The sequence below is a fragment of the Streptomyces sp. SAJ15 genome (assembly GCF_007595705.1).
Lineage (GTDB): Bacteria > Actinomycetota > Actinomycetes > Streptomycetales > Streptomycetaceae > Streptomyces.
In genome coordinates this window covers 90,306-109,694 of record NZ_NISY01000006.1, presented here as the reverse complement: position 1 = coordinate 109,694, position 19,389 = coordinate 90,306, and the positions used below count along the sequence as shown (strand labels likewise).

19 protein-coding genes are annotated in these 19,389 nt (G+C 75.0%); 17 read left to right on the top strand and 2 right to left on the bottom strand.

The window, feature by feature from the left end:
• Window positions 1–4: 4 nt before the first annotated feature.
• The 8 genes from CD790_RS17570 to CD790_RS17535 all read left to right on the top strand — a co-directional run bounded on the left by CD790_RS17570 (window position 5) and on the right by CD790_RS17535 (window position 12,508).
• On the top strand, window positions 5–1,723 hold the full coding sequence (locus CD790_RS17570; RefSeq protein WP_260867662.1) for a thiopeptide-type bacteriocin biosynthesis protein: 1,719 nt from the start codon (window positions 5–7) through the stop codon (window positions 1,721–1,723).
• A gap of 144 nt (window positions 1,724–1,867) precedes the next feature.
• Window positions 1,868–2,440 carry a CDP-alcohol phosphatidyltransferase family protein gene (locus CD790_RS17565; protein ID WP_144384195.1) on the top strand — a complete coding sequence of 191 codons (573 nt, stop codon included), beginning with the start codon at window positions 1,868–1,870 and terminating at the stop codon, window positions 2,438–2,440.
• Window positions 2,441–2,448: 8 nt separating this feature from the next.
• Window positions 2,449–3,300, top strand: a complete 852-nt coding sequence (locus CD790_RS17560) for a phosphatidate cytidylyltransferase (RefSeq protein ID WP_399217815.1) — start codon at window positions 2,449–2,451, stop codon at window positions 3,298–3,300.
• Window positions 3,301–3,824: 524 nt separating this feature from the next.
• A complete protein-coding gene (locus CD790_RS17555) occupies window positions 3,825–5,009 on the top strand; it encodes a lysophospholipid acyltransferase family protein (protein WP_260867661.1) in 1,185 nt (394 codons plus the stop codon).
• A 143-nt stretch (window positions 5,010–5,152) separates the two neighbouring features.
• The gene (locus CD790_RS17550) at window positions 5,153–5,722 is read left to right on the top strand and encodes an SMI1/KNR4 family protein (protein ID WP_144384193.1); all 570 of its coding nucleotides are present in this window, start codon (window positions 5,153–5,155) and stop codon (window positions 5,720–5,722) included.
• A gap of 201 nt (window positions 5,723–5,923) precedes the next feature.
• Complete coding sequence (locus CD790_RS17545) at window positions 5,924–7,981, top strand: protein kinase domain-containing protein (RefSeq protein ID WP_144384192.1); 2,058 nt, start codon at window positions 5,924–5,926, stop codon at window positions 7,979–7,981.
• Between the two features lie 45 nt (window positions 7,982–8,026).
• Complete coding sequence (locus tag CD790_RS17540) at window positions 8,027–10,315, top strand: PQQ-binding-like beta-propeller repeat protein (protein WP_260867702.1); 2,289 nt, start codon at window positions 8,027–8,029, stop codon at window positions 10,313–10,315.
• A gap of 51 nt (window positions 10,316–10,366) precedes the next feature.
• Window positions 10,367–12,508: a protein kinase domain-containing protein gene (locus CD790_RS17535; RefSeq protein ID WP_144384190.1), complete on the top strand. Its 2,142-nt coding sequence runs from the start codon at window positions 10,367–10,369 to the stop codon at window positions 12,506–12,508.
• 114 nt (window positions 12,509–12,622) lie between these two features.
• Here CD790_RS17535 and CD790_RS17530 read toward each other — a convergent pair whose 3' ends face one another.
• A complete protein-coding gene (locus CD790_RS17530; RefSeq protein WP_144384189.1) occupies window positions 12,623–13,228 on the bottom strand; it encodes an N-acetyltransferase in 606 nt (201 codons plus the stop codon).
• 235 nt (window positions 13,229–13,463) lie between these two features.
• Between CD790_RS17530 and CD790_RS17525 the strand changes: the two genes are divergently transcribed.
• From CD790_RS17525 to CD790_RS17485, 9 genes are all read left to right on the top strand, one after another.
• Entirely contained in the window at window positions 13,464–13,766 is a 303-nt protein-coding gene (locus CD790_RS17525; RefSeq protein WP_144384188.1) for a gas vesicle protein, read from the top strand.
• A 33-nt stretch (window positions 13,767–13,799) separates the two neighbouring features.
• Window positions 13,800–14,261 (top strand): gas vesicle structural protein GvpA, encoded by a 462-nt coding sequence (locus CD790_RS17520; RefSeq protein ID WP_144384187.1) that lies wholly within the window; start codon window positions 13,800–13,802, stop codon window positions 14,259–14,261.
• On the top strand, window positions 14,258–14,977 hold the full coding sequence (locus tag CD790_RS17515; RefSeq protein ID WP_144384186.1) for a GvpL/GvpF family gas vesicle protein: 720 nt from the start codon (window positions 14,258–14,260) through the stop codon (window positions 14,975–14,977). The genes CD790_RS17520 and CD790_RS17515 overlap by 4 nt, the downstream gene beginning before the upstream one ends.
• Complete coding sequence (locus CD790_RS17510) at window positions 14,974–15,186, top strand: gas vesicle protein GvpG (protein ID WP_399217717.1); 213 nt, start codon at window positions 14,974–14,976, stop codon at window positions 15,184–15,186. The genes CD790_RS17515 and CD790_RS17510 overlap by 4 nt, the downstream gene beginning before the upstream one ends.
• Before the next feature lie 38 nt (window positions 15,187–15,224).
• A complete protein-coding gene (locus CD790_RS17505; RefSeq protein WP_144384477.1) occupies window positions 15,225–15,545 on the top strand; it encodes a gas vesicle protein in 321 nt (106 codons plus the stop codon).
• Window positions 15,546–15,550: 5 nt separating this feature from the next.
• Window positions 15,551–16,504, top strand: a complete 954-nt coding sequence (locus tag CD790_RS17500) for a GvpL/GvpF family gas vesicle protein (RefSeq protein ID WP_144384478.1) — start codon at window positions 15,551–15,553, stop codon at window positions 16,502–16,504.
• A complete protein-coding gene (locus CD790_RS17495; RefSeq protein ID WP_144384185.1) occupies window positions 16,501–16,692 on the top strand; it encodes a gas vesicle protein in 192 nt (63 codons plus the stop codon). The genes CD790_RS17500 and CD790_RS17495 overlap by 4 nt, the downstream gene beginning before the upstream one ends.
• Window positions 16,689–16,988 (top strand): gas vesicle protein K, encoded by a 300-nt coding sequence (locus CD790_RS17490; RefSeq protein ID WP_144384184.1) that lies wholly within the window; start codon window positions 16,689–16,691, stop codon window positions 16,986–16,988. The genes CD790_RS17495 and CD790_RS17490 overlap by 4 nt, the downstream gene beginning before the upstream one ends.
• Window positions 16,989–17,227: 239 nt before the next feature.
• Window positions 17,228–17,671: a nuclear transport factor 2 family protein gene (locus tag CD790_RS17485; RefSeq protein WP_144384476.1), complete on the top strand. Its 444-nt coding sequence runs from the start codon at window positions 17,228–17,230 to the stop codon at window positions 17,669–17,671.
• On the opposite strand, the gene CD790_RS17480 is transcribed toward CD790_RS17485, so the two are convergent.
• Window positions 17,626–19,254: an alpha/beta hydrolase gene (locus tag CD790_RS17480; protein ID WP_144384183.1), complete on the bottom strand. Its 1,629-nt coding sequence runs from the start codon at window positions 19,252–19,254 to the stop codon at window positions 17,626–17,628. The genes CD790_RS17485 and CD790_RS17480 overlap by 46 nt on opposite strands.
• Between the last annotated feature and the right edge of the window lie 135 nt (window positions 19,255–19,389).

Here is a 19,389-nt window from a genome sequence, read left to right as displayed (position 1 = left end):
GCACGTGACCACCGAGACCTGGCACAGCTACCACCTCTTCCTGCACTCCACCACCGAGGACACCGACCGCTTCCTCACCGAGGACATCACCCCCCTCCTGGACGGCCTGGTGGCCTCCGGGGACGCCACCCGGTGGTTCTTCATCCGCTACGGCGAGGACGGCCCGCACCTGCGGATACGGGTGAGCGGGCTCGGCACCGCGGCCGCCGCCGAACTACCGGACACCCTGGCGCGAGCGGCCGCGAAACGGCCCGCGGTGGCGGGGCCCTGGCCGACGCGCCACTGCGAGGTACGCGCCGTGGCGTACGTCCCCGAGACGCACCGCTACGGCGGGCCACGGGCACTGCCCACGGCCGAGCGGGTCTTCACCCACTCCTCGCGGGTGGCGGTGGCGGCCCTGCGGGACCTCGACCGCCGCTCGGGAAGTGCGGGACGGCTCACCGTGGCGGCGGACCTGGCCCACGCCACCACGCACGCGCTGCGCATGGACCGGCTCACCGCCGGGCGGTGGCTACGGCGCCACGCGGCGGGGTGGCGCTGGGTCACCGAGGTGGAGCTGCTGCCGGCCGCCGCTGTGCACACCCGGGTCAACACCGTCTACGCCGCGCAGGGACCGGCCCTCGAGCGCCGGGCGCGGGCCCTGCGGGAGGGGTTGGAGAACGGTGCGGGGGCACCGTGGCTGACGGAGTGGGTCCACCGGGTGCGCGAGGCCGACGAGGAGCTGAGGGAGTCCCTCACGGCGTCGGAGGCGGGGGCGGTACTGCCGTGGGTGTGGGCTTCGCAGCTCCACATGCTGTTCAACCGACTGGGCGTCACCCCGGACGAGGAGCGCGCGGTGTGCCGGCTGGCGGCGCGCACGCTGCTGGAGGAGGGCGAGCCCGCGGACTTCTTCCCCGAGGACCACCGAGCGCCGGACGTGTGGTACCTGGAGCACAGCAGGTTCCGGATCGGCCGCAACCAGGACACCGCCCTACGGCCGCTCCCCCCACAGCCGACGGCGAAACGGGCGGACGCGGGGACGACGGCGGAGGGGGCGGAAGAGGCGGGCACGGTCCCGGCGGGGATACCGCTGGCGCACGGCCCCCTGCCCGACGTACCGCTGCACACCGTCCTGGCCGGCAGGGCGTCCTGGCGCGGCGCTCTCGGCGGGCCGCTGGACGCCCATACGCTGGGCACGCTGCTGTGGAACTCCCTGTCCGAGAGCGGCCGCTCCACGCAACGCCTCTCGGACGGCTCGGTGCGCCATCTCACCCGCCGCCCCCACCCGAGCGCCGGGGCCCTGTACACGGCCCGCGTACGCCTCCTGGTCCTCGACGTGGCCGGCGTCCCCGCCGGGACCTACGACTGCGTACCCGAGCGGCGGACCCTACGCCCGATCGGGCCCGCGCCCGCCACACACCAGGTGACGCCGCTCTCGACGTACTTCTCCCGCCCTGCGCACGACCCGGACTGGATCGGCGTCGACGAGGCACCCGTCGTCCTCGGTCTCTACACGGACCTCGGGCTCCTGCGTCGGCGCTACGGACTCCGCGCGCTCCGACTGGCGTTGCTGGAAACCGGGCACCTGGCCCAGACGGTGCTGCTGGTCGCCACGGCTCTGGGGCTGTCCGGAACACCACTGGGCGGTTTCCACGACGAGCCGGCGCAGGAACTGTTCGGCCTGGACGACCTGGACCAGCCCCTGCACTACCTGCTGCCCCTCGGGAGGCCCACACCACGGTGAACCCCTCGTCCGACGTCGTGCACCGTAGTCGGGCACTGGCGGGACGACCTCCGCACACACACCCGGCCATGGCGCTCGTACTCAGACACATATGAGTACGTGGCGCGTGGTGTGGGTTCCGGCGTCCGGGTGAGGGTTGGCCTCATGAACGGCCTTTACGCTCTCAAGCCCTGGTACGCGGAACGACTCCGTGGCGTCCGCGCGGCTCTCGTCCGCCGTGAGGTGTCGCCGGACGCCCTCACCGCCGCCGGGGTGATCTGCGCGGTGGGCGCCGCGGTGACGCTGGCGGTCGCGCCCGCGCCCCTCGCCGCACCGCCGGTCGCGGCGCTGCTCGCTGCCCGGCTCGCCTTCGCCAATCTCGACGGGGCCCTGGCCCGGGAGACCGGGCGCACCAGCCGGCGTGGCGCGGTCGTCAACGAGCTGGGCGACCGGGTGGCGGACTTGGCGGTCATCGCGGGGTTCGTCACGCTCGCGCCGCTGTGGCTGGTGGCGCTCGCCGGGCTCGCGGCCACGCTGCCGTCGTGGGTCTCGCTCGCGGGCGCGGCGGCCGGCGCCGCGCGGCGCAACGGCGGTCCGGTGGGCAAGACCGAGCGGTGTCTGCTGGTGGTGGTCGCCGCGGCGACGGGCTGGGCCGTCCCCGTGCTCATCGTGGTCGCGGCCGGCTCGGCGCTGACCGCGCTGGTGCGGCTGGGCGGGGTTTGGCGGGAGCTGGCGTGAGCGCGGGCATGGTGATGGAGGAGGCCGTGGGAAGGGCCGTACCGCTGGTCGCCGGTGCGCTCGGCGCCGGCGGCATCGCGGTCGCGGCGCTGCCCTCCCGTCTGCGGACGCGGTCGGAGCTGCGCAGGCGTTGGCGCACCTGGGCGCTGGCCGCGCCGGTCTTTCTCGGGGCACTGTTCTGCGGCGGTGCCGGGGCGTTCGTCCTGGCGGCGGCGCTCGGCGTGGTCGCGGTGAGCGAGTACGTACGAATGGCCGGCCTGCGGCGCGCGGACCACGCCGTGCTCGTGGTGGCTTCGGTGGTGCTTCCGGGGCTCGCGTGGCGGGCGCCGGGGGCGCTCGACCTGCGGGCGGCGGGGCTGCTGCTGCTCGTGGCCGCCCTGTCTCCGCTGCTGGCCGGGGACGTGGACGCGGGGTTCACCCGTGCCGCGCGGACGGTCTTCGGTCTGCTGTGGGTCCCGCTGTCGCTGACCGGCCTGGTCGTGCTGGGTGACACCGCGGTGGCGGTGGGCCTGGCGGTGGCCCTCGGCGATGTCGGCGCGTGGTGTGGCGGGACGGCCCTGGGCCGCGGGGGACCGCTGGCGCGGCCGCTGTCGCCGCTGTCGCCGAACAAGACGTGGGCGGGCGTCGTGGGCGCGGCGGTGGTGACCGGGCTGGCGCTGCTGGGCGTCGGCGCCTTCTCGCTGGCGCTGTGGGCGGCTGTGCTGTTCGGCTGCGTCCTGGGCGACCTGCTCGAATCGATGGTCAAGCGGGAGTCGGGGGTGAAGGACGCCGGCCACTGGCTGCCCGGCTTCGGGGGGCTGTTGGACCGTGTCGACTCTCTCCTGCCGGCGCTGCTGCTGGCGATGGTGGTGACGGTGTGACGCAGCGGAGGAAGACGATGGCGAAGGCCGTGTCGTACACGAAGTCGAGCCGCACCTCGGGTCGGGCCGCGGCGCGTCCGCGCGGCGGGGCCGCCGAGCCCGGAGCGTCGGCCGGAGGCGGGCCGCGGGGCGAGGCGGCCCGGCTCTCCGGGGCGGGTGCCCAGGGCCTCTTCGGCGCCTCCCCCGACGGTCATGGTCCGGCCGCCCCCTGGGCGGTGCGCCGCCGGGCCCGAGCGGCGGTGTCCCGTCGCCGGAAGGCGCTCCGGGACGTCTCCGGCAGCCGCCGGAGAGCCCCTCGTACCCGGACCGACCATATGGCGCGGACGGCCGGAGCCGGGTCGACGGTCCGGCGGTCGTGGCGCTCGTGGAGCCACCTCGAACGTCCGCGTCGGTCACGCCGGTCGGGATCCTCGGCGTGGCCGGGGCCGAGGCCCACCGTGGGCGGTCCGGTCGGCGCCGGCGCGGCCGGCCCGGCGGCCACCGTTCGGAGGGGGAAGGGCGGTCCCGGCCTGCCGGGCGGGCCGGTGCGAGGAGGTGCGGGGCAGGGTCGGTCCCGGGTCGCGGCCGGGTTGCGGCGGCTGCTGTGGCTGGTCGTCCTCTCCGTCTCCGGCGGGGTCCAGCGGCGCGGGCGGCTCCCGCGTGGTGGCTGTGTCGTCGTCGCCAACCACTCCTCGCACGCCGACACCCCCGCCCTGCTGGCCGCCCTCGACGCCGGTCACACTCCGGCCATCGGCGCGGCCGCCGACTACTGGTTCGGCTCGCCCCGGCGAAGCCGGATCTGCCGCGTGTTCGCGGCGGGCTTCCCGGTCCGCAGGACCGGCGGTGGCATGACCGACCTGCTCGGCCGGGTCGACGAGCTGCGCGCCGGGCGCGCGATCGTGCTCTTCCCCGAGGGGACCCGCGGCCGGGACGGCGAGCTCGGTTCCTTCCACCGCGGTGCCCTGACGCTCGCCGAGCGGGCGGGCGTCCCCGTCGTCCCCGTCGGCATCACCGGCACCGACCGGCTGCTGCCCAAGCACGGCAAGCTGCGCCCGGCCCTGATACGGGTGCGGATCGGGACGCCGCTGCCGCCGGGGGCCGCACCGGAGCAGGCGCGCGCCGCCGTGGAGGCGCTGCGTGCCGACTCCGACACCGGGCCGGTGCGGGACTCGACGCTCCGCCGCCGTGTCGCGGCGGTGGCCGTGGGACGCTGGGGGCTGCCGCTCGCCTTCACCTGGGCCGTCGCCGAGGCGCTCAGCTGGCCGCTGATGCCGGAACTGCTGCTGGCCGTCGTGTGCGCGGCGGCGCCGCGCAGGGCGTTCACGCTGTCGCTGGCGGCACTCGCCGGCAGCCTGGTGGGCGGACTGCTCGCGCTCCACCTCGCCGCCCACGGAGTTCGCATGCCGGCCCCGCTCACCACCGACCGGATGCGAGCCGAGGTACGCCACGAGCTGTCCGTCGAGTCCACGTCCGCGGTACGCCACCAGCCGTGGAACGGCATTCCGTTCAAGGTCTACGCGGCCGAGGCGGGCCGCGCCGGAGTTCCGGCCACCGCATGGCTGGCCGAGTCCGCACAGGCCCGCGGCAGCCGCACCCTCACCGTCGGCCTGGCCTTCGGCGCCTTCGGAGCCGTGGCGCGCCGCTTCCGCCGCCACTACCCGGTCTATCTGGCGCTGCTGGGTTGTGGGTTCGCCACCGGCCTGTCCCTGATCGTCGCCGGCTGGCGCTGACGACGGGACGCCGTGGCCGCTGGTACGGGGCCGGCCCGACCGGTGGAGCGGACGGTGTCGCGGCTTGACGTCCTGGGTGCTCCACACCTCCCGGCGACGGCCCTCGCCGGGGATGTCGGACGGGTCTGGCATGCTGCCGCCCCATGAAGGACGATCTGATCGGCACACAGACGCCGAAGCGCCGGATCACGGATCCGGCAGAGGCTCTCGCGGCGCTGGAGCTCGCGCTCCCCGGGCTGACCGCCCTTCGCCGGCCGGAGCCCGCCGAGCTGGACTGGGCCGTGGTCGAGGAGGGCCTGGGCAGCGGGCTTCCCGCCGATGTCAGGCACCTCGCCGAGCGGTACCGGAGCTTCGCCGTCGGGGACTTCCTGCTCGTCGCCCTTCCCGAGCCGGGCGAAGAGCACCACATGCTTCAGGGCGTCCGCGACACCCTGGAGGTGCTTGCCGACGCCTGGTGGGAGCCCGGTCTCGGCCTGAGCCTTCATCCCGCGCCCGGTGGTCTGCTGCCGTGGGGGGAGTCGAACGAGAGCGACAAGTTCATGTGGACGACGACAGGCGACAGCCCGGAGGACTGGGTCGTCACGGTCGCCTCCCGTAGCGGAGGGTGGTGGCACTACGGCGGCGGCATGGTCCAGTTCCTCGCCGAGTACTGCGGCGGGACGCTGGAGCCCTGGGCGCTGCCGCCGATCGACCCCGAGGTGACCCCCTGCTGAGCGCTGGGGCCGGTCGCGGACGCCGATGCGGATGCGGACGCCGCGACCGCGGCCGCGGAGCAGTCGCCGTCGGGGCCCGACCACGGCGCGGGTCGCTCGCGACCGGCGCATGTCGGCCAAGGCCCCCGCGCCACGGCCCCTTGGTGCCAACTCGCCGGCCGGCGGGGTCGGTTGTCCGTCGGGCCGCGTACGATCCCGGGCATGACATCGGTGATGGCTCCGCTGCCGGGTGGGGCGCCCACGCAGCTCGGCGGCTATCGACTCCTCGGGGTCCTCGGATCCGGTGGCATGGGGACGGTCTATCTGGCGCGCGGTGGTCGCGCACGCCGGGTGGCGCTGAAGACGGTTCGGCCCGAGTTGCTGCGCGACCAGGGGTTACGGGACCGGTTCGCGCGGGAGGTGGCGGCCGCGGCGGCGGTGCGCAGCCCGTTCGTGGCCGCGGTGCTCGACTCCGCACCCCGGGCCGGGGTGCCCTGGCTGGCCTCCGAGTTCGTGCCGGGGCCGACCCTGGGTCAGGCCGTGCGGCGGCACGGTCCGCTGCCGGTGCCCGCGGTGTGCGCCCTGGCCGGGGCGTTGGGCCGTGCGCTGACGGCGCTGGCCGCGGCGGGGGTGGTGCACCGCGACCTCAAGCCGTCCAACCTGATCCTGGCCGCGGACCGGCCCCGGTTGGTCGACTTCGGCATCGCCCGGGTGGCCGGGGACGCGACCTTGACCCGGGCCGAGCAGCGGCCGGGCACGCCGGGCTACATGTCGCCGGAGCAGGTGCTGAAGGGGAAGCTCGGGCCGGCGAGCGATGTGTTCTGCGCCGGCGCGCTGCTGGCGTTCGCGGTGACCGGGCGGCATACCTTCCTCGACGACGACCAGGCCGGGGCGGACGTCCGCATCGTGTACGGGGAGCCGGACCTGGACGAGGTGCCGGGCACGCTGCTGCCGGTGGTGCGCGACTGTCTGGCGAAGCGTCCGGGCGACCGGCCCACCGCCGCGGAGTTGGCGGCCGCACTCGATCCGCACGGCGCGGCGGAGCGCGCCGCCGCGCGTTGGCTCCCGCCCGAGGTGCGGGCGGACATCGCCGAGAGGGAGCGGGCCGCGGTCGCGCTGGGCGCCGGCCCCGGGCTGCCGGCCCGGCGCCGTGTGCTGCTCGGCGCCGGCGGCGCCCTGCTGCTCGCCGCCGGGGCGGGCGTGCTGACCTGGCCGCGTGCCGGCTCCGGCGGCGCCGAGCACGGGCCCGCCCCGCGCTGGACCGGGGCCCCGGGCGTGGTGCCGCGGCCGCTGTGGGCGTACGACCGGGCCGCGGCGAAGCCGCTCTTCGCGCCGGTCGACGCCGACGGGGTGGTCTGCTTCGCGGACGCCGACGGCCACGTCGTCGGGCACGACCCGGTCTCCGGTGAGCGACGCTGGCGCGGGCCGGTGGCCAGGGCGCTGCTCGGCGGAGGCCGTCCGGTGGCCCTGGGCGCCGACGGCGCCGCCCTGTTCCTGGATCCCGGCAGCGGCACGGTGCGCGAGCGGGTCGCCGCCGACGCGGAACGGTTGCTCGCGGCCGACGAGGACACGGCGTACGTCCTGGACCGCGACCGTCGGATCCGGGCCCTGGGGTCGGCCGACGGCCGACAGCGCTGGGTGCGGCCGATGCCGGTGTCGGGTCCGGTCGGCGCGGCCGCCGGGCGCGGACTGCTGGTGCTCGCCTCCGGTACGAGCGCGGTCACCGCGCTGTCGGCCGCCGACGGCGGTCAGGCATGGCGGCACCCCGCACCGGGGGTGGCGTCGTCCGGCGCGGGTTCGACCGGCGGCAGGCGGGGGCCGGCGAAGCCGTACCGGCCGGCGTTCTCGACCCGGGGCGTGGTGCTGGGCGCCGGGCGGACGCTCATCGGTCTCGATCCGGCCGACGGCGTCCGGATGTGGTCGCTGCCCGCTGACGAGAAGCAGGGCTTCGGCGAGCCCACCGTGGTGGGCGACGCGGTGTTCGTGGCGGACGGCGGCCAGCTCCGGGCGGTCGACGCGGCGGCCGGGAGGGCCCGGTGGACCGTGGTGGCCGGGGACACGCTCGCCGGCCGGCCGGGCCCGCTGCCGACGGCCACCGGCGTCCATGCCGCGTTGGCCAACCCGGAGCTCGGCACCATCGCGGTGCACACCGGACGGGCGGCCGAACAGTATCTGTACGCCCCGGCCGGTCTTCTCGGCGACCGCTGGCAGGGCGTGGTGGCGCGCGGCAGTGTGGTCTGGCAACGCGGTTCGGACGTCAGCGCGTTGCCGGGACTGTGAACCGGTCCCGAGGTGGGGCCGGAGGCGGGGAAGAGGGGGTTGGGTGTGCTTCAGGGGCTGCTTCCCGACGATCCGCGTGCCCTGGGGCCGTACCGGCTGCTGGCCCGCTGGCCCGGAACCGAGTCGGGTTCCGCGTGCGCGGCGATGTACCTCGGGCGGGACCGCGAGCTGAGACCTGCCGTGCTCTGTCGGCTGCCGGCCTCCGCGTCCGAGGCGGCCACGGAACTCGGCCTCCGGCCGGTCTCCGGTGTCCCGGCCATACGGGAGCTGTCCACCGACGCCGAACCCGGGTGGGCCGCGCTGGCCTACACCCCCGCCGTGTCCCTGTCCGACCTCTCGGGAGGCGCCGGAGCCGGCACGGTCCTGACACCGGACCAGGTGGCCGCGCTGGGCGGGGCGGTCGCCACCACGTTGACCGCGCTGCACGGCCGGGGGATCGTCTACGGCGCCGTGTCCCCCCAAGGAGTCTGGCTGACCACCGGACGACCGCTGCTGATGGCCCTGCACGCCTGCCGTACGGTGCCGAGCCCGGCGGTCCGGGCCGCGGCGCGGCAGGAGCCGTTCAGCCGGGTGTCGACCGTGCCGGTGGCCTTCATGGCTCCGGAAGTGGCCGCCGGGGCCACCGCCCCCTCCCCGGCCGCCGACGTCTACGCCCTGGGCATGCTGCTGGTGCGTGCCGCCACCGGGCGGCTCCCGTTCGGCGACGGTCCACCGCCCGCGCTGGCGTATCGCGCCCTGCACGACCGGCCCGACCTGCACGGGGTACCGCGCGGCCTGGCGGAGGTGGTCACCGCCGCGCTGGCTCCACGACCGGAGGACCGCCCGACCGCCGCCGCCCTGGTCCGGACCCCTGCCCTACGCCCGGACGAGGCGGGCTGGCCGGGCGCGCCAGACCACGGGGTGGAGCCGCCACCCGACCGGCCGGGCCCGCCGCCCGGCCGGGTGGTGGCGGCGCTGGCCGTCCGCGCCCAGCAGGTCGCCGAACTCGATGCCGACACGGACGCGGAGCGGTCGGCCGGCCCGGCGACGGAGCCGGCCACCCGGTTGCTGGGCCGCGGCGCCTCGGCCGGCGCGGACCCCGCCGGGACGGCCGGCGCCCCGGCCGCCGCCACCCGCCGTGCCCTGCTCGCCGGGCTGGTCACCGGCGCGGCGGGCGTCGCCTTCGGGGTGGCCGGAACCCTTGCCTGGCAGGGCGGTTCCGGGGGCGGCGAGGCCGCCGCGCCGGCGCGTGCCCCCCGGCGTCGCACCAGCGGACCCGTGCCCGGGTTGCCGCCCGCCGCGCTGTGGCGCTTCGACGACGACGTCGAAGAGACCAGACTGCTGCCCGTCACCGGCGCCGGACGCTTCCTCGTCGAGCGGAACCAGACGCTGTACGGGCACGACCTGAGCACCGGAGAAGAGCGCTGGGACCTGCCCGACCTGCGCGGATACAGCGTTCCTCAGCGGGTGTCGGGCGACCGGGTCCTGGTGGCGACCAACACCGACCTGAAACTGTGCTCGCTGCGGGACGGCCGGGTCGAGTGGGCCGACAAGACGCTGTACCGGCGGGACACCACCGTGGGCACGGTTCTGGCCGCGGCGGGAGACACCGCGTGGCTGCTCATCCAGCCCTACCTGACCGACTCCGCGGAACAGTCCCTGGCGGCCTTCGACATCGTGGCCCGCCGGGAGCGATGGCGCACCCCGCTGCCGAGGGGCTTCGAGCGCCCGCTCTCGGTGACCGTCGCGGGCGGGACGCTGATCGTGGAGGTCCTGCCCGAGGACGACCCGCACCGTGACCCCTACGCGACCCGCTCCCTGTCGATCGCCGGATTCGACCGGGACACCGGCGCACCGCTCTGGAAGCGCACCTACCGGGGTGTGTACAGCGGCCCCTCCTCCGTCGTCGACACCGCGGGACGGCTGTTCCTCCTCTCCGCGGGCTCGGCGCACGCGTATGACCCGGCGGCCGGACGCGGGTTGTGGGAGTCGAGGTCCGGCGCCGACGCCGAACACGGACCGCCGCTGCGGGCCGGGTCCCTGCTGTGCATGACCGGCAGGGTGACCAATGTCGTCGCGGTGGACGCGAACACCGGGCGCCGCCGGTGGGACCAGGACCTCGACGAGGAGCTGACGCACTATCGGATGGGCTCCATGGCCGTGAGTTCCTCGGGCCGCACCCTGTTCGTGCCGACGCAGCAGCAGGTGGCGGCGCTGGACCTGAGGTCCGGTGAGCGGCTGTGGCAGCTGGCCGTCGTCGGGCTGGAGGAGCACCACCCGCTGCAGCTCGTGACGGCCCCCGGGGCGCTGCTCATCGCCCAGCCCTCGGCCATCTTCGCGATACCGACCCGTTGACACCGGACTCCGCCTTCCCCCGATACCGTCGTTCGAAGGAGCGTGCCACCCATGTCCTCGGTTCTCCCCCTGCTGCCCGACGACCCCGATCGCGTGGGCGCGTACCGACTTGTCGGACGGCTGGGCAGCGGTGGCATGGGCACGGTGTTCCTGGCGCATACCGCCGGTGGCCGGCTGGTCGCGGTCAAGACGGTGCGGGCCGACCTTCGCGAGCAGACCGGCTTCCGGGTCCGGCTGTCCCTGGAGGCCGAGGCGGTGCGCGCGCTCGGCGCCGCGCACACCGCGGAGTTCCTCGGCGTGGACGCCGAGGCGGCGGTGCCCTGGTTGGCCACCGGCTACATCATCGGGCCGTCCCTGGCCGAGGCGGTGCGGGCGGTCGGACCGCTGCCCCGGGCACCGGTCCGACGGCTCGGCGCCGCGCTCGCCGAGACCCTCGCGACACTGCACCGCGCCGGACTGGTCCACCGGGACCTCAAGCCCGCCAACGTGCTGGTCACCCCGCGGGGCCCGAAGGTCATCGACTTCGGGCTCGCCCGTGCCCCGGGCAGCCCGGCGCTCACCGCCTCGGGCGCGATATCCGGAACCCCCTCCTACATGTCGCCCGAGCAGGCGCGCGGCGCGGAGCACGGACCGGAGGGGGACGTGTTCGCGCTGGGGGCGGTGCTGGTCTTCGCCGCGTCCGGACACGGCCCGTACGACGGCCCCGGCCGGGACGCGTTGCGGCTGCTGAGGGAGGGCGCGCCGCCCGATCTGACCGGGGTACCGGACGGGCTCCGTGACACGCTCGCCGCGTGCCTGTCGGCGGAACCGGGCGACCGCCCGGCCCTGGCTCGGCTCCAGGCGGACTGGGGTCCGTTCGACCCGGCCGAGTTCGCCGGCCTGCTGCCGGATCCGCTGCTCGCCGACATCGGCGGGCGCGTCGAGGAGATCGCCGCGCTCGACGGCGCGCCGCCGCGCGAGCCCTCGCCGTCGTCGTCCGGCGCGCCGTCGCGCCGGGCGGTGCTGGTGGGGTCCGCCACGGCGGCCCTGGCCGTCGGCGGCCTGTCCGCCCTGTGGGCCACGGGCGCACTGCCCGGCACCGGGGACGAAGGGAGCGCGTCCCCCAAGCCGGGCCGGTCCGTCGCGCGGCGCCCACCCGGCGTCGCCCCCGAGCCTCTGTGGTCGGTGCCGGGCACGCTCGGGACCACCCCGCCGCTGGCCACCGATCGGACCGTGCTGCACCGGGGAGAGACGAACCGCGCGCTGGACCCCGCCACCGGGCGGGAGATATGGGAGGCGAGCTCGACCGCCCTGGACCCCGCGGTCTCCGCCGGGCGACTGGTCGCGCTGTTCTTCGACGACGAAGGTGCTCCCGCCGCGGGCTATCTCGACCCGCGCACCGGCCGCCTCGCCCCCGGCTCCGCCGGGCGGCGGGTCCTGGGAGAGCTCAGCCGCTACAGCCGTGTGCTGGCGGCCGACGCCCGGGCCCTCTACCTGCTGGGCTACTACGACAGCGATGTCGACCGGACCGAACCATGGCTGCTGGCCTACGACCTCCCGGCCCGTCGGCTCCGCTGGCGTCATCGCGTCGAGGGGGCGTACACCGACGACGGGATCGCCGCGGCGGTGTCCCGCGGACGCCTGTTCTGCTCGGACGCGGCCCGCCTGTTCGCCGTCGACACGGCAGACGGCGGCCTGCTGTGGGCGCGACAGGTTCGCAGCGACCGGGAGGCCGCCAGCGTGTCCGACCGCGGGGGAACCTATCCGCCCGTGGTGGGCGACCGGCACGCCTACGACTACGCCCGCGTCATCACCGCGGTCGATCTGAGGACGGGGCGCGTCGCCTGGACCCTGGAGCCCGAGGACTCACTGACGATGTTCAGCTCGCCGGTCTGCGTCGACGGCACGCTCTTCACCGCGGCGAAGTCCTTCCGCGCATACGACCAGTCCACCGGAAGAAGACTCTGGAGCTACGACCCCGGCCCGCACTTCACCGACCTCGCCCTCCCCCGCCCCTTCCGCGGCGAGCTCTACGCGGGGGTCAGCGGGGGCGGCCAGGCCGTCACGGCGGTGAGCATCGCGAAGCGCCGTACCGTGTGGAGCCTCTCCGCCCGCTCGGTACGCATGCCCCACGGTCCGAACACCATGACCCACCACGACAACCGGCTCTATCTGCAGACCTACGACCGCATCGCGGCGGTCCCGCTGGACTGACCCGCCCCGCCCACATCGATCACCCGGCGACCCGCGCCCGGCACAGGTCGGCGTACCCGCTGAACGTCGGGAGCGGGGGCGCGGTCGTCAGCCTCGCCCGGGAAAGGCGTCGGTCTACCGGCGAGCGTCTCCTTGTGCTTCGCGCCACATGGACCAGAGTGTCGGGCCGCCCCCGGGGACGTGGATCTCGCCCCGCACGGTGAACCCGAATCGCTCGTAGAAGCCGATGTTGGCCTGCTTCGACGATTCGAGGTGTGTCGGCAGTCCGGCCGCGTCCGCCTTGGCCAGGCCCGAGAGCAGCAGGGCAGCGCCGTGGCCCTTGCCCTGGGCCGCCGGGTCGGCGCCGAGCACCGCCAGGTACCAGTGGGGTTCCCGGGGGGTTGCCTCGCCGACCAGTTCCAGCATCTCTCCGAGCCGGGCCACGTGCTCACCCAACAGCCCGTTGATGACGGCCAGCGTTTCCTCGTCCGGGTGCTGCTCGGCCGTGCCGGGCGGTGTCCAGAAGGCCGCTGCCGCGTCGGTGCGTTCACAGTGACCGAGTGGGCCGTACTTGTGTGTGAGCATGACGTCGAACCACTGGGCGAGACGGTCCGCGCGCCCTTCTTCGTCGGGGAAGAACCACAGCATCATCGGATCGTCCGCGAAAGCGCGGGCCAGGGTGCGGGTGATCTCAGGGGTGTCGCCGGTCTCGATCGGCTTGGGTGTGTCAGGTGACTGCATGCGGTCAACGTAGCTTCCAGGATCTTTCCAGCGCATCGGTCGTTCTACCGATGGCCCGGGTCCCCGGGGGCCGACCGTCGCGGAGCGAGCCGGGGCATCCTCGATGGCCCCGTGGCAGGGTCGACTCCGCCAAGGTTCGGTGCCGGCAGGCCGATTGCTCGTTCCGTCCGCGGCCGGATCTCGCCGGTGTCTGTTTGACGGCCGGATTTCGGGTAGCCGCACCACCGAGGCTGATATGGCAGACACACACGATGAGACCGGCGAGAAGACGACGGTCGGCGGCCCGTCTCCCGCGGCGCTGTTGCGTGCGGGGTGCGACCAGCTCACCGAGCTGACCGGAGTGCGGCCCGAATCGGTGGTTCGTTTCCAACGGACCGATGACGGCTGGCTCCTGGAAGCGGAGGTGGTGGAGGTGGCTCGGGTGCCGGAGACGATGAGCCTACTGGGCCTGTACGAGATCACTCTCGACCCGGACGGGCTCCTCACCGGCTACCGCCGCGTCCGGCGTTACGAGCGCGCCCGTGGCGAGCGCCGCTGACCGGCCGGTCTCCGAGAGGGATGACACACCGACATGACCGTTGTGACCGCAGAGCGGACCGGCGGAGGCGGCAGCAGCGGCCTCTACGACGTGCTGGAACTGGTCCTCGACCGCGGGCTGGTGATCGACGCGTTCATCCGCGTCTCCCTGGTCGGCATCGAGATCCTCAAGATAGACGTGCGCGTGGTGGTGGCGAGCGTCGACACCTACCTCCGGTTCGCCGAAGCCTGTAACCGACTGGACCTGGAGGCCGGACCGCGCCAACCGGCGGGGCTGCCCGAGCTGGTGGGCGACGCCACCGAGAGCGGCGCGCGCGACAAGACCAAGGGCGCCCTGGCGGGCGCCGGACAGGCGGTCTCCCAGGCGACCCGCGGTATCACCGACACCCTGCGCGGCCGTGACCGGGAGCCGGAGGAGGCGACCGCCTCGGACGACACCGGCAGCCGCGCCGGCGCGCGCCGGGGCACCGCCAAGAAGTCGGGTGAGAGCGCATGAGCACCTATGTCTACGGCATCGTGTCCGGCGGCCGCCCCGAGCTGCCCTCCGGGCTCGCCGGGGTGGGCGACCCGCCCCGCCCGGTGCGTGGCGTCCGCGCGGGCGAGCTGACCGCGCTGGTCAGCGAGTGCCCGGAAGATCTTCGGCCGCGGCGCCGGGATCTGCTGGCCCACCAGCGGGTGCTCACCGAGGTGGGCCGGGCCCGCACGGTGCTGCCCCTGCGCTTCGGCAGCGTCTCGGCCGGCGAGAGGGAGGTCCGTGAGGTGCTCGCCTCCCGTGCCGAGGACTACCGGGAACGGCTGCGGAGGCTGGACGGCCGCACCGAGTACAACGTCAAGGCGGCGCACGAGGAAGACCTGCTGCTGCGCCAGCTGCTCGACGAGGAGCCCGAGCTGCGGGGCATGGCCGCGGCGAACCGGGCGGCGGGCGGCGGCTCGTACGAGGCACGGCTGCGGACCGGCGAACGCGTGGCCGAGACGGTCCGCGACCGCGAGGAGCGGGACGCCCGGTTGATCACGCAGACGCTGTCACCGCTGGCCGAGGAACACCGGATGGGGCCGGAGAGCGGCGGCTGGTTCGTCAACCTCTCGCTCCTGGTGCACCGGGACGACGCGGAGCCGCTGGCCGACGCGGTCGCCGGCCTGCGGAGCGCGCACCCCCGGCTCGACCTGCGGCTGAACGGGCCACTGCCGCCGTACAGCTTCGTGGAACCGTGATCATCTCGCTGGTCGGCTGGGTGCTGCGGCAGGTGGTCGCCGAGGCGGAGCGCGAGTACTACGACCCCGCGCGCGTCCGGCGGGAGCTGGCCGCGCTGGAGCGGCAGCTGACCGAGGGCCTGATCGACGAGAGGGAGTTCGAGCGACGCGAGGACGCGCTGCTCGACCGCCTGGAGGAGGCGCACGCATGGACGCACGAGATCCGCTGACCGCCCCCGCACCCCGCCCCACCGCCCCGATCCGGCCCATGGGCCACGAGCCGGCGGCCGGATCCGCCAACCTCGCCGACATCCTGGAGCGCGTGCTGGACAAGGGTGTCGTCATCGCCGGTGACATCCGCGTCAACCTGCTCGACATCGAACTGCTCACCGTCAAACTGCGGCTCGTCGTGGCCTCGGTCGACCGGGCGAAGGAGATGGGGATCGACTGGTGGGAGGACGACCCGGCCCTCTCCTCCCGCGCCGGGCGGCGCGCCCTGGACGCCGAGAACGCTCGGCTGCGCGCCCGGCTGGCGGAGCTGGAGGCCGACGGCGGCACCCGCGTCACGAGGGAGGACAGGACCCGGTGAACACCATGGACCCACGACCGGAGGACGCCGCCGCGCTGCGGCGGGAGGAACTGCGGTACGTCTACGCCATCACCCGCGACCACGACCCCGCGCCCCCCTGGCCTGAGCATCTGCGGGGTGTCGCGGGCGGCCCGGTCCACACCGTCCGGCACGCCGGCCTCTCCGCGCTGACCGGGCCGGTGCCGGCGGCCGAGTTCGGCGAGGCGCCCCTGCGCGCGCGGCTGGAGGATCTGCGCTGGCTGGAGGAGGTCGCCCGCGCCCACCAACGGGTGGTGGACACCGCGGCCCGCACCGCCCGCTGCGTCGTACCGCTGCGCCTGGCCACGGTCTGCCGTGACGAGCCGGGGGTGCGGCGCCTCATGGCCTCCGGCCGCGACCGCTTCACCGCCGCCCTGGACCGGTTGGACGGAAAGGTCGAATGGGGCGTCAAGGTGTACGCCGCCCCCGGCGCCGACACGTCCGCGGAACAGATGACCGCCGGACCGTCGACGGGACGGCGGGAACCCGTCGAGCAGCGGGCGGCACCGGCACACGGCACGAGCCGGGGCACGGGCCGGGGCCGTCCGGCCGCCGAGGAGCGATCCGGTCGGAACTACCTCCGCAGGCGGAGTGCCGAGCGCAGGGCGCGCGACGAGTGGTGGCGGGCCAGCCGGGACGACGCGCGCCGGGTCCACGAGACGCTCACCCCCCTGGCCGCTGCCACCAGTCTGCACAGCCCGCAGGACGCCGAGCTGTCGGGCGTGGCCGATCCCCAGGTGCTCAACGCCGCGTTCCTGGTGGACGGCCCGGACAGCGCGGCGTTCGCCACCCGGGTCGGGGAGCTGGACGCGGGGCTCCCCGCCGTCCGGGTGGAGCTGACCGGGCCCTGGGCGCCCTACTCGTTCCTCTCCACCGGCCCCGCGGACCAGCCGCCTCCCCAAGCCCGGCCCGCAAGCGGCGGCGGTGCGGCGACGCGATGACGACCGGCACCCTTCCCGACCAGCGGATCGCCCTGGTCGACCTGCTGGACCGACTGCTCGCGGGCGGTGTCGTCATCACCGGCGACCTCACCCTGCGCATCGCCGACGTGGACCTGGTGCGAATCGATCTGCGGGCCCTGGTCAGTTCGGTGAGCGCCACGGTGCCGCCCCCCTGGGAGGAACCATGAGCCGACGGCTGGAGCTGGACCAGGACACCGTGGAGCGCGACCTGATGCGGCTGGTGCTGACCGTGGTGGAGCTCCTACGTCAGCTGATGGAGCGTCAGGCGGTGCGCCGGGCGGACGCGGGCGACCTGACCGACGAACAGGAGGAGCGCGTCGGCCGCACACTGATGCTGCTGGAGGACCGGATGGAAAGCCTGTGCGCCGAGCACGGACTGCGACGCTCGGACCTCAACCTCGACCTCGGACCCCTGGGGACACTGCTGCCCCGGGAGCCCGGAGCGGCCTCGCCCCGCGAGTGAGCGGCGCGGACGGCGACGCCGGGGCCGCGCCGCGCACGGCGACTCTCAGGGCGAGGCGAGCTACGACGGCACCGTCGGAGATCGCCCACGGCAGCGGCCGGCACTCCACCGTGCGGCCACCCCGGCCATTACCCCTGACGTCATCGACCGCGCACCTCTGCCGCGGCAGGGTGGTGCACGTCAACGAGACCCGACGAGGGTCCCGGCACCACAGGTCCGAGGAGCGCACCATGCCCGCCATGCCCGCCATGTCACCCGACACCACCGCGACTTCTGTCGCCGACGCCACCCGTCATGTCGTCCAGGAGTTCCTCGCCGCCCGGATGGCCGGGGACGTCGAGCGGCTCGTCGAGCTCTTCGCGGACGATGTCGACTGGCTGCTCGCCGACAACCCCGCCGTCCCGTGGATCCGGCCCCGCTCGACCGGAGTCGACTGCGCCGCCCAGTGCACAGAGCTGGCCGAGCACACGGTAGCCGAGGACGCGAGGGCCTCCGTCGACACGTTCCTCGTGGACGGCACCGACGCCGTCCTGACGGGTCACCTCTCGGGGACGGTGCGCGCGACGGGAAAGTCCTTCGCGGGCCCCTTCGCGCTGCGCCTCACCGTCGAGGAGGGCCGGATAACCCGGCACCACCTCTACGAGAACAGCGTGTCGATCGCCGAGGCGTGCACCCCCTCCTGACTCCCGGCCTCCCGGAACGCCGCGCCCTCACCCTCCGGGGAGCGACAGGTGAGGTCGTGGGCCGGAAGGCTTCCGGTCCGCAGGTAGTCGTTGACGGCCTGGTCGGCGCAGGGGACGGGCCGGTGACCGTCGAGGCCGCGCCCGTAGACGCCGTGGGAGCGGATGTCCGCGGTGATCAGGCGCGAACCGGTGAGGCGGGCGTGGAGGGCCAGGGCGCCGTCGTAGGGGACGTTGTTGTCGCGGCGGGCCTGGAGCATCAGTACGGGCACGTCGTTGCCGATCACGGTGCCCGCCTCGCGCGGCTCGCCGGTCCAGAACGCGCACGGCGCGATCATGCCGTTGACATACGGGCCGAACACGGGTTGCGTGGCGCGGCTGCGCCCGCTGTTCCTCCAGTACGTCTCCGGGTCCTTCGGCCAGCCGCCCGCGGGCCAGCCGCCGTCACCGCACATGTAGATCGCCCCGCCCACCATGCTGTCCGCCAGGTCGGGTGAGGAGAGCAGGGCCAGCATGGCGGCGAGTTCGGGGCCGGGTTCGGTCGACTCCCCCTTCGCGGCGCCGACCAGGTCCCGTACGATCGCGGCCAGCGCGGCATCGTTCTCCGTGTGCTGGAGGGGCTGCTTGAGCAGCATCCGCAGCACGGGCGCGTCGAGCCGCTGCCCGCCGATGTCGACCGGCCGCCGCTCGGCGCGGTCCAGCAACCCCTGGACGGCGGCCCGCACCTCCGGGGCGGTACGACCGAGTCGGTAGGTGTCGTGGCGCCGGGCGGTCCACGCGGCCCAGGCGTCAAGCGCCTCCTCGGCGGGCCTGCCGGAGCGCTGGAACAGCTCGTACTGCGTGGCCGTCGGGTCCGTCGAGGAGTCGATGACCATGCGGTCGGTGCGGCGCGGGAACATCTGGGTGTAGACGGCGCCCAGGTCGGCGCCGTAGGAGACGCCGTAGTAGGACAGCTTGCGCTCGCCCAGGGCGGCCCGGATCACGTCCATGTCCCGGGCGACGTTGCGGGAGGAGGCGTGTGGCAGCAGCGCCGCGTTGTCCCCGTGCTCCCGGCAGCGCCGCGCCGTGTCCCGTGCGGCCCGCACCGATGCCTCGAAGTCCGCTCGGGCGGATGTCGACGGCCCGGGCGGGGTGGGCGGCGGTGCCGGGGCGCAGCGGATCGGGGAACTCTCCCCGAGGAAGCGCGGGTCGAAGCCGATCAGGTCGTAGCCGTCCGCCGCCTGCTTCAGCGCGGGACGCAGCGCCAGGGTGGTGGCGAGCCCACTGCCGCCGGGACCACCGGGGTTGGACAGCAGGATGCCGCGCCGGTCGGCCGTGTCGGCGGCCTTGACGCGAGAGATCGCGATCCGGATCGTACGGCCGCCGGGGGCGGAGTAGTCGAGCGGAACGGTCACCCGCGCGCACTCCGCGCCCGCGGCGTTCAGCTCCTTCTGCGCCTCCGGGCACCGCCCCCAGGCGAGCCGCTGGTGCTCGTAGGCCGACAGCGGCCCAGGTGTCCGGGAGGGTGCGGCCGGCGCGGGCGCGGCGCCGGTCAGCAGGCCGGCCAGGCTCAGGCCGATCGAGAGGGTGGACGTGAGACCGCGCATCGTGCTCCTTGGATCGAGGGACCGAGAAGGAAGGTCCACCCGACGCTAGGAGCGGGGACGGCGGCGGAACATCGGGCCAGCTGGCCGATGTCTGCGGGGGCTAACCCCCGGCCGGGGCCGGGGCCCGCGCCGCAC

Bases quoted from the DNA above. Each gene is read 5' to 3' on its own strand.
- CD790_RS17500 (WP_144384478.1), top strand. From the start codon at position 15,551: ATGGACCCACGACCGGAGGACGCCGCCGCGCTGCGGCGGGAGGAACTG.
- CD790_RS17485 (WP_144384476.1), top strand. From the start codon at position 17,228: ATGCCCGCCATGTCACCCGACACCACCGCGACTTCTGTCGCCGACGCC.
- CD790_RS17535 (WP_144384190.1), top strand. From the start codon at position 10,367: ATGTCCTCGGTTCTCCCCCTGCTGCCCGACGACCCCGATCGCGTGGGC.
- CD790_RS17545 (WP_144384192.1), top strand. From the start codon at position 5,924: ATGACATCGGTGATGGCTCCGCTGCCGGGTGGGGCGCCCACGCAGCTC.
- CD790_RS17560 (WP_399217815.1), top strand. From the start codon at position 2,449: ATGGTGATGGAGGAGGCCGTGGGAAGGGCCGTACCGCTGGTCGCCGGT.
- CD790_RS17495 (WP_144384185.1), top strand. From the start codon at position 16,501: ATGACGACCGGCACCCTTCCCGACCAGCGGATCGCCCTGGTCGACCTG.
- CD790_RS17550 (WP_144384193.1), top strand. From the start codon at position 5,153: ATGAAGGACGATCTGATCGGCACACAGACGCCGAAGCGCCGGATCACG.
- CD790_RS17515 (WP_144384186.1), top strand. From the start codon at position 14,258: ATGAGCACCTATGTCTACGGCATCGTGTCCGGCGGCCGCCCCGAGCTG.
- CD790_RS17565 (WP_144384195.1), top strand. From the start codon at position 1,868: ATGAACGGCCTTTACGCTCTCAAGCCCTGGTACGCGGAACGACTCCGT.
- CD790_RS17490 (WP_144384184.1), top strand. From the start codon at position 16,689: ATGAGCCGACGGCTGGAGCTGGACCAGGACACCGTGGAGCGCGACCTG.
- CD790_RS17520 (WP_144384187.1), top strand. From the start codon at position 13,800: ATGACCGTTGTGACCGCAGAGCGGACCGGCGGAGGCGGCAGCAGCGGC.
- CD790_RS17505 (WP_144384477.1), top strand. From the start codon at position 15,225: ATGGGCCACGAGCCGGCGGCCGGATCCGCCAACCTCGCCGACATCCTG.
- CD790_RS17530 (WP_144384189.1), bottom strand. From the start codon at position 13,228: ATGCAGTCACCTGACACACCCAAGCCGATCGAGACCGGCGACACCCCT.
- CD790_RS17480 (WP_144384183.1), bottom strand. From the start codon at position 19,254: ATGCGCGGTCTCACGTCCACCCTCTCGATCGGCCTGAGCCTGGCCGGC.
- CD790_RS17525 (WP_144384188.1), top strand. From the start codon at position 13,464: ATGGCAGACACACACGATGAGACCGGCGAGAAGACGACGGTCGGCGGC.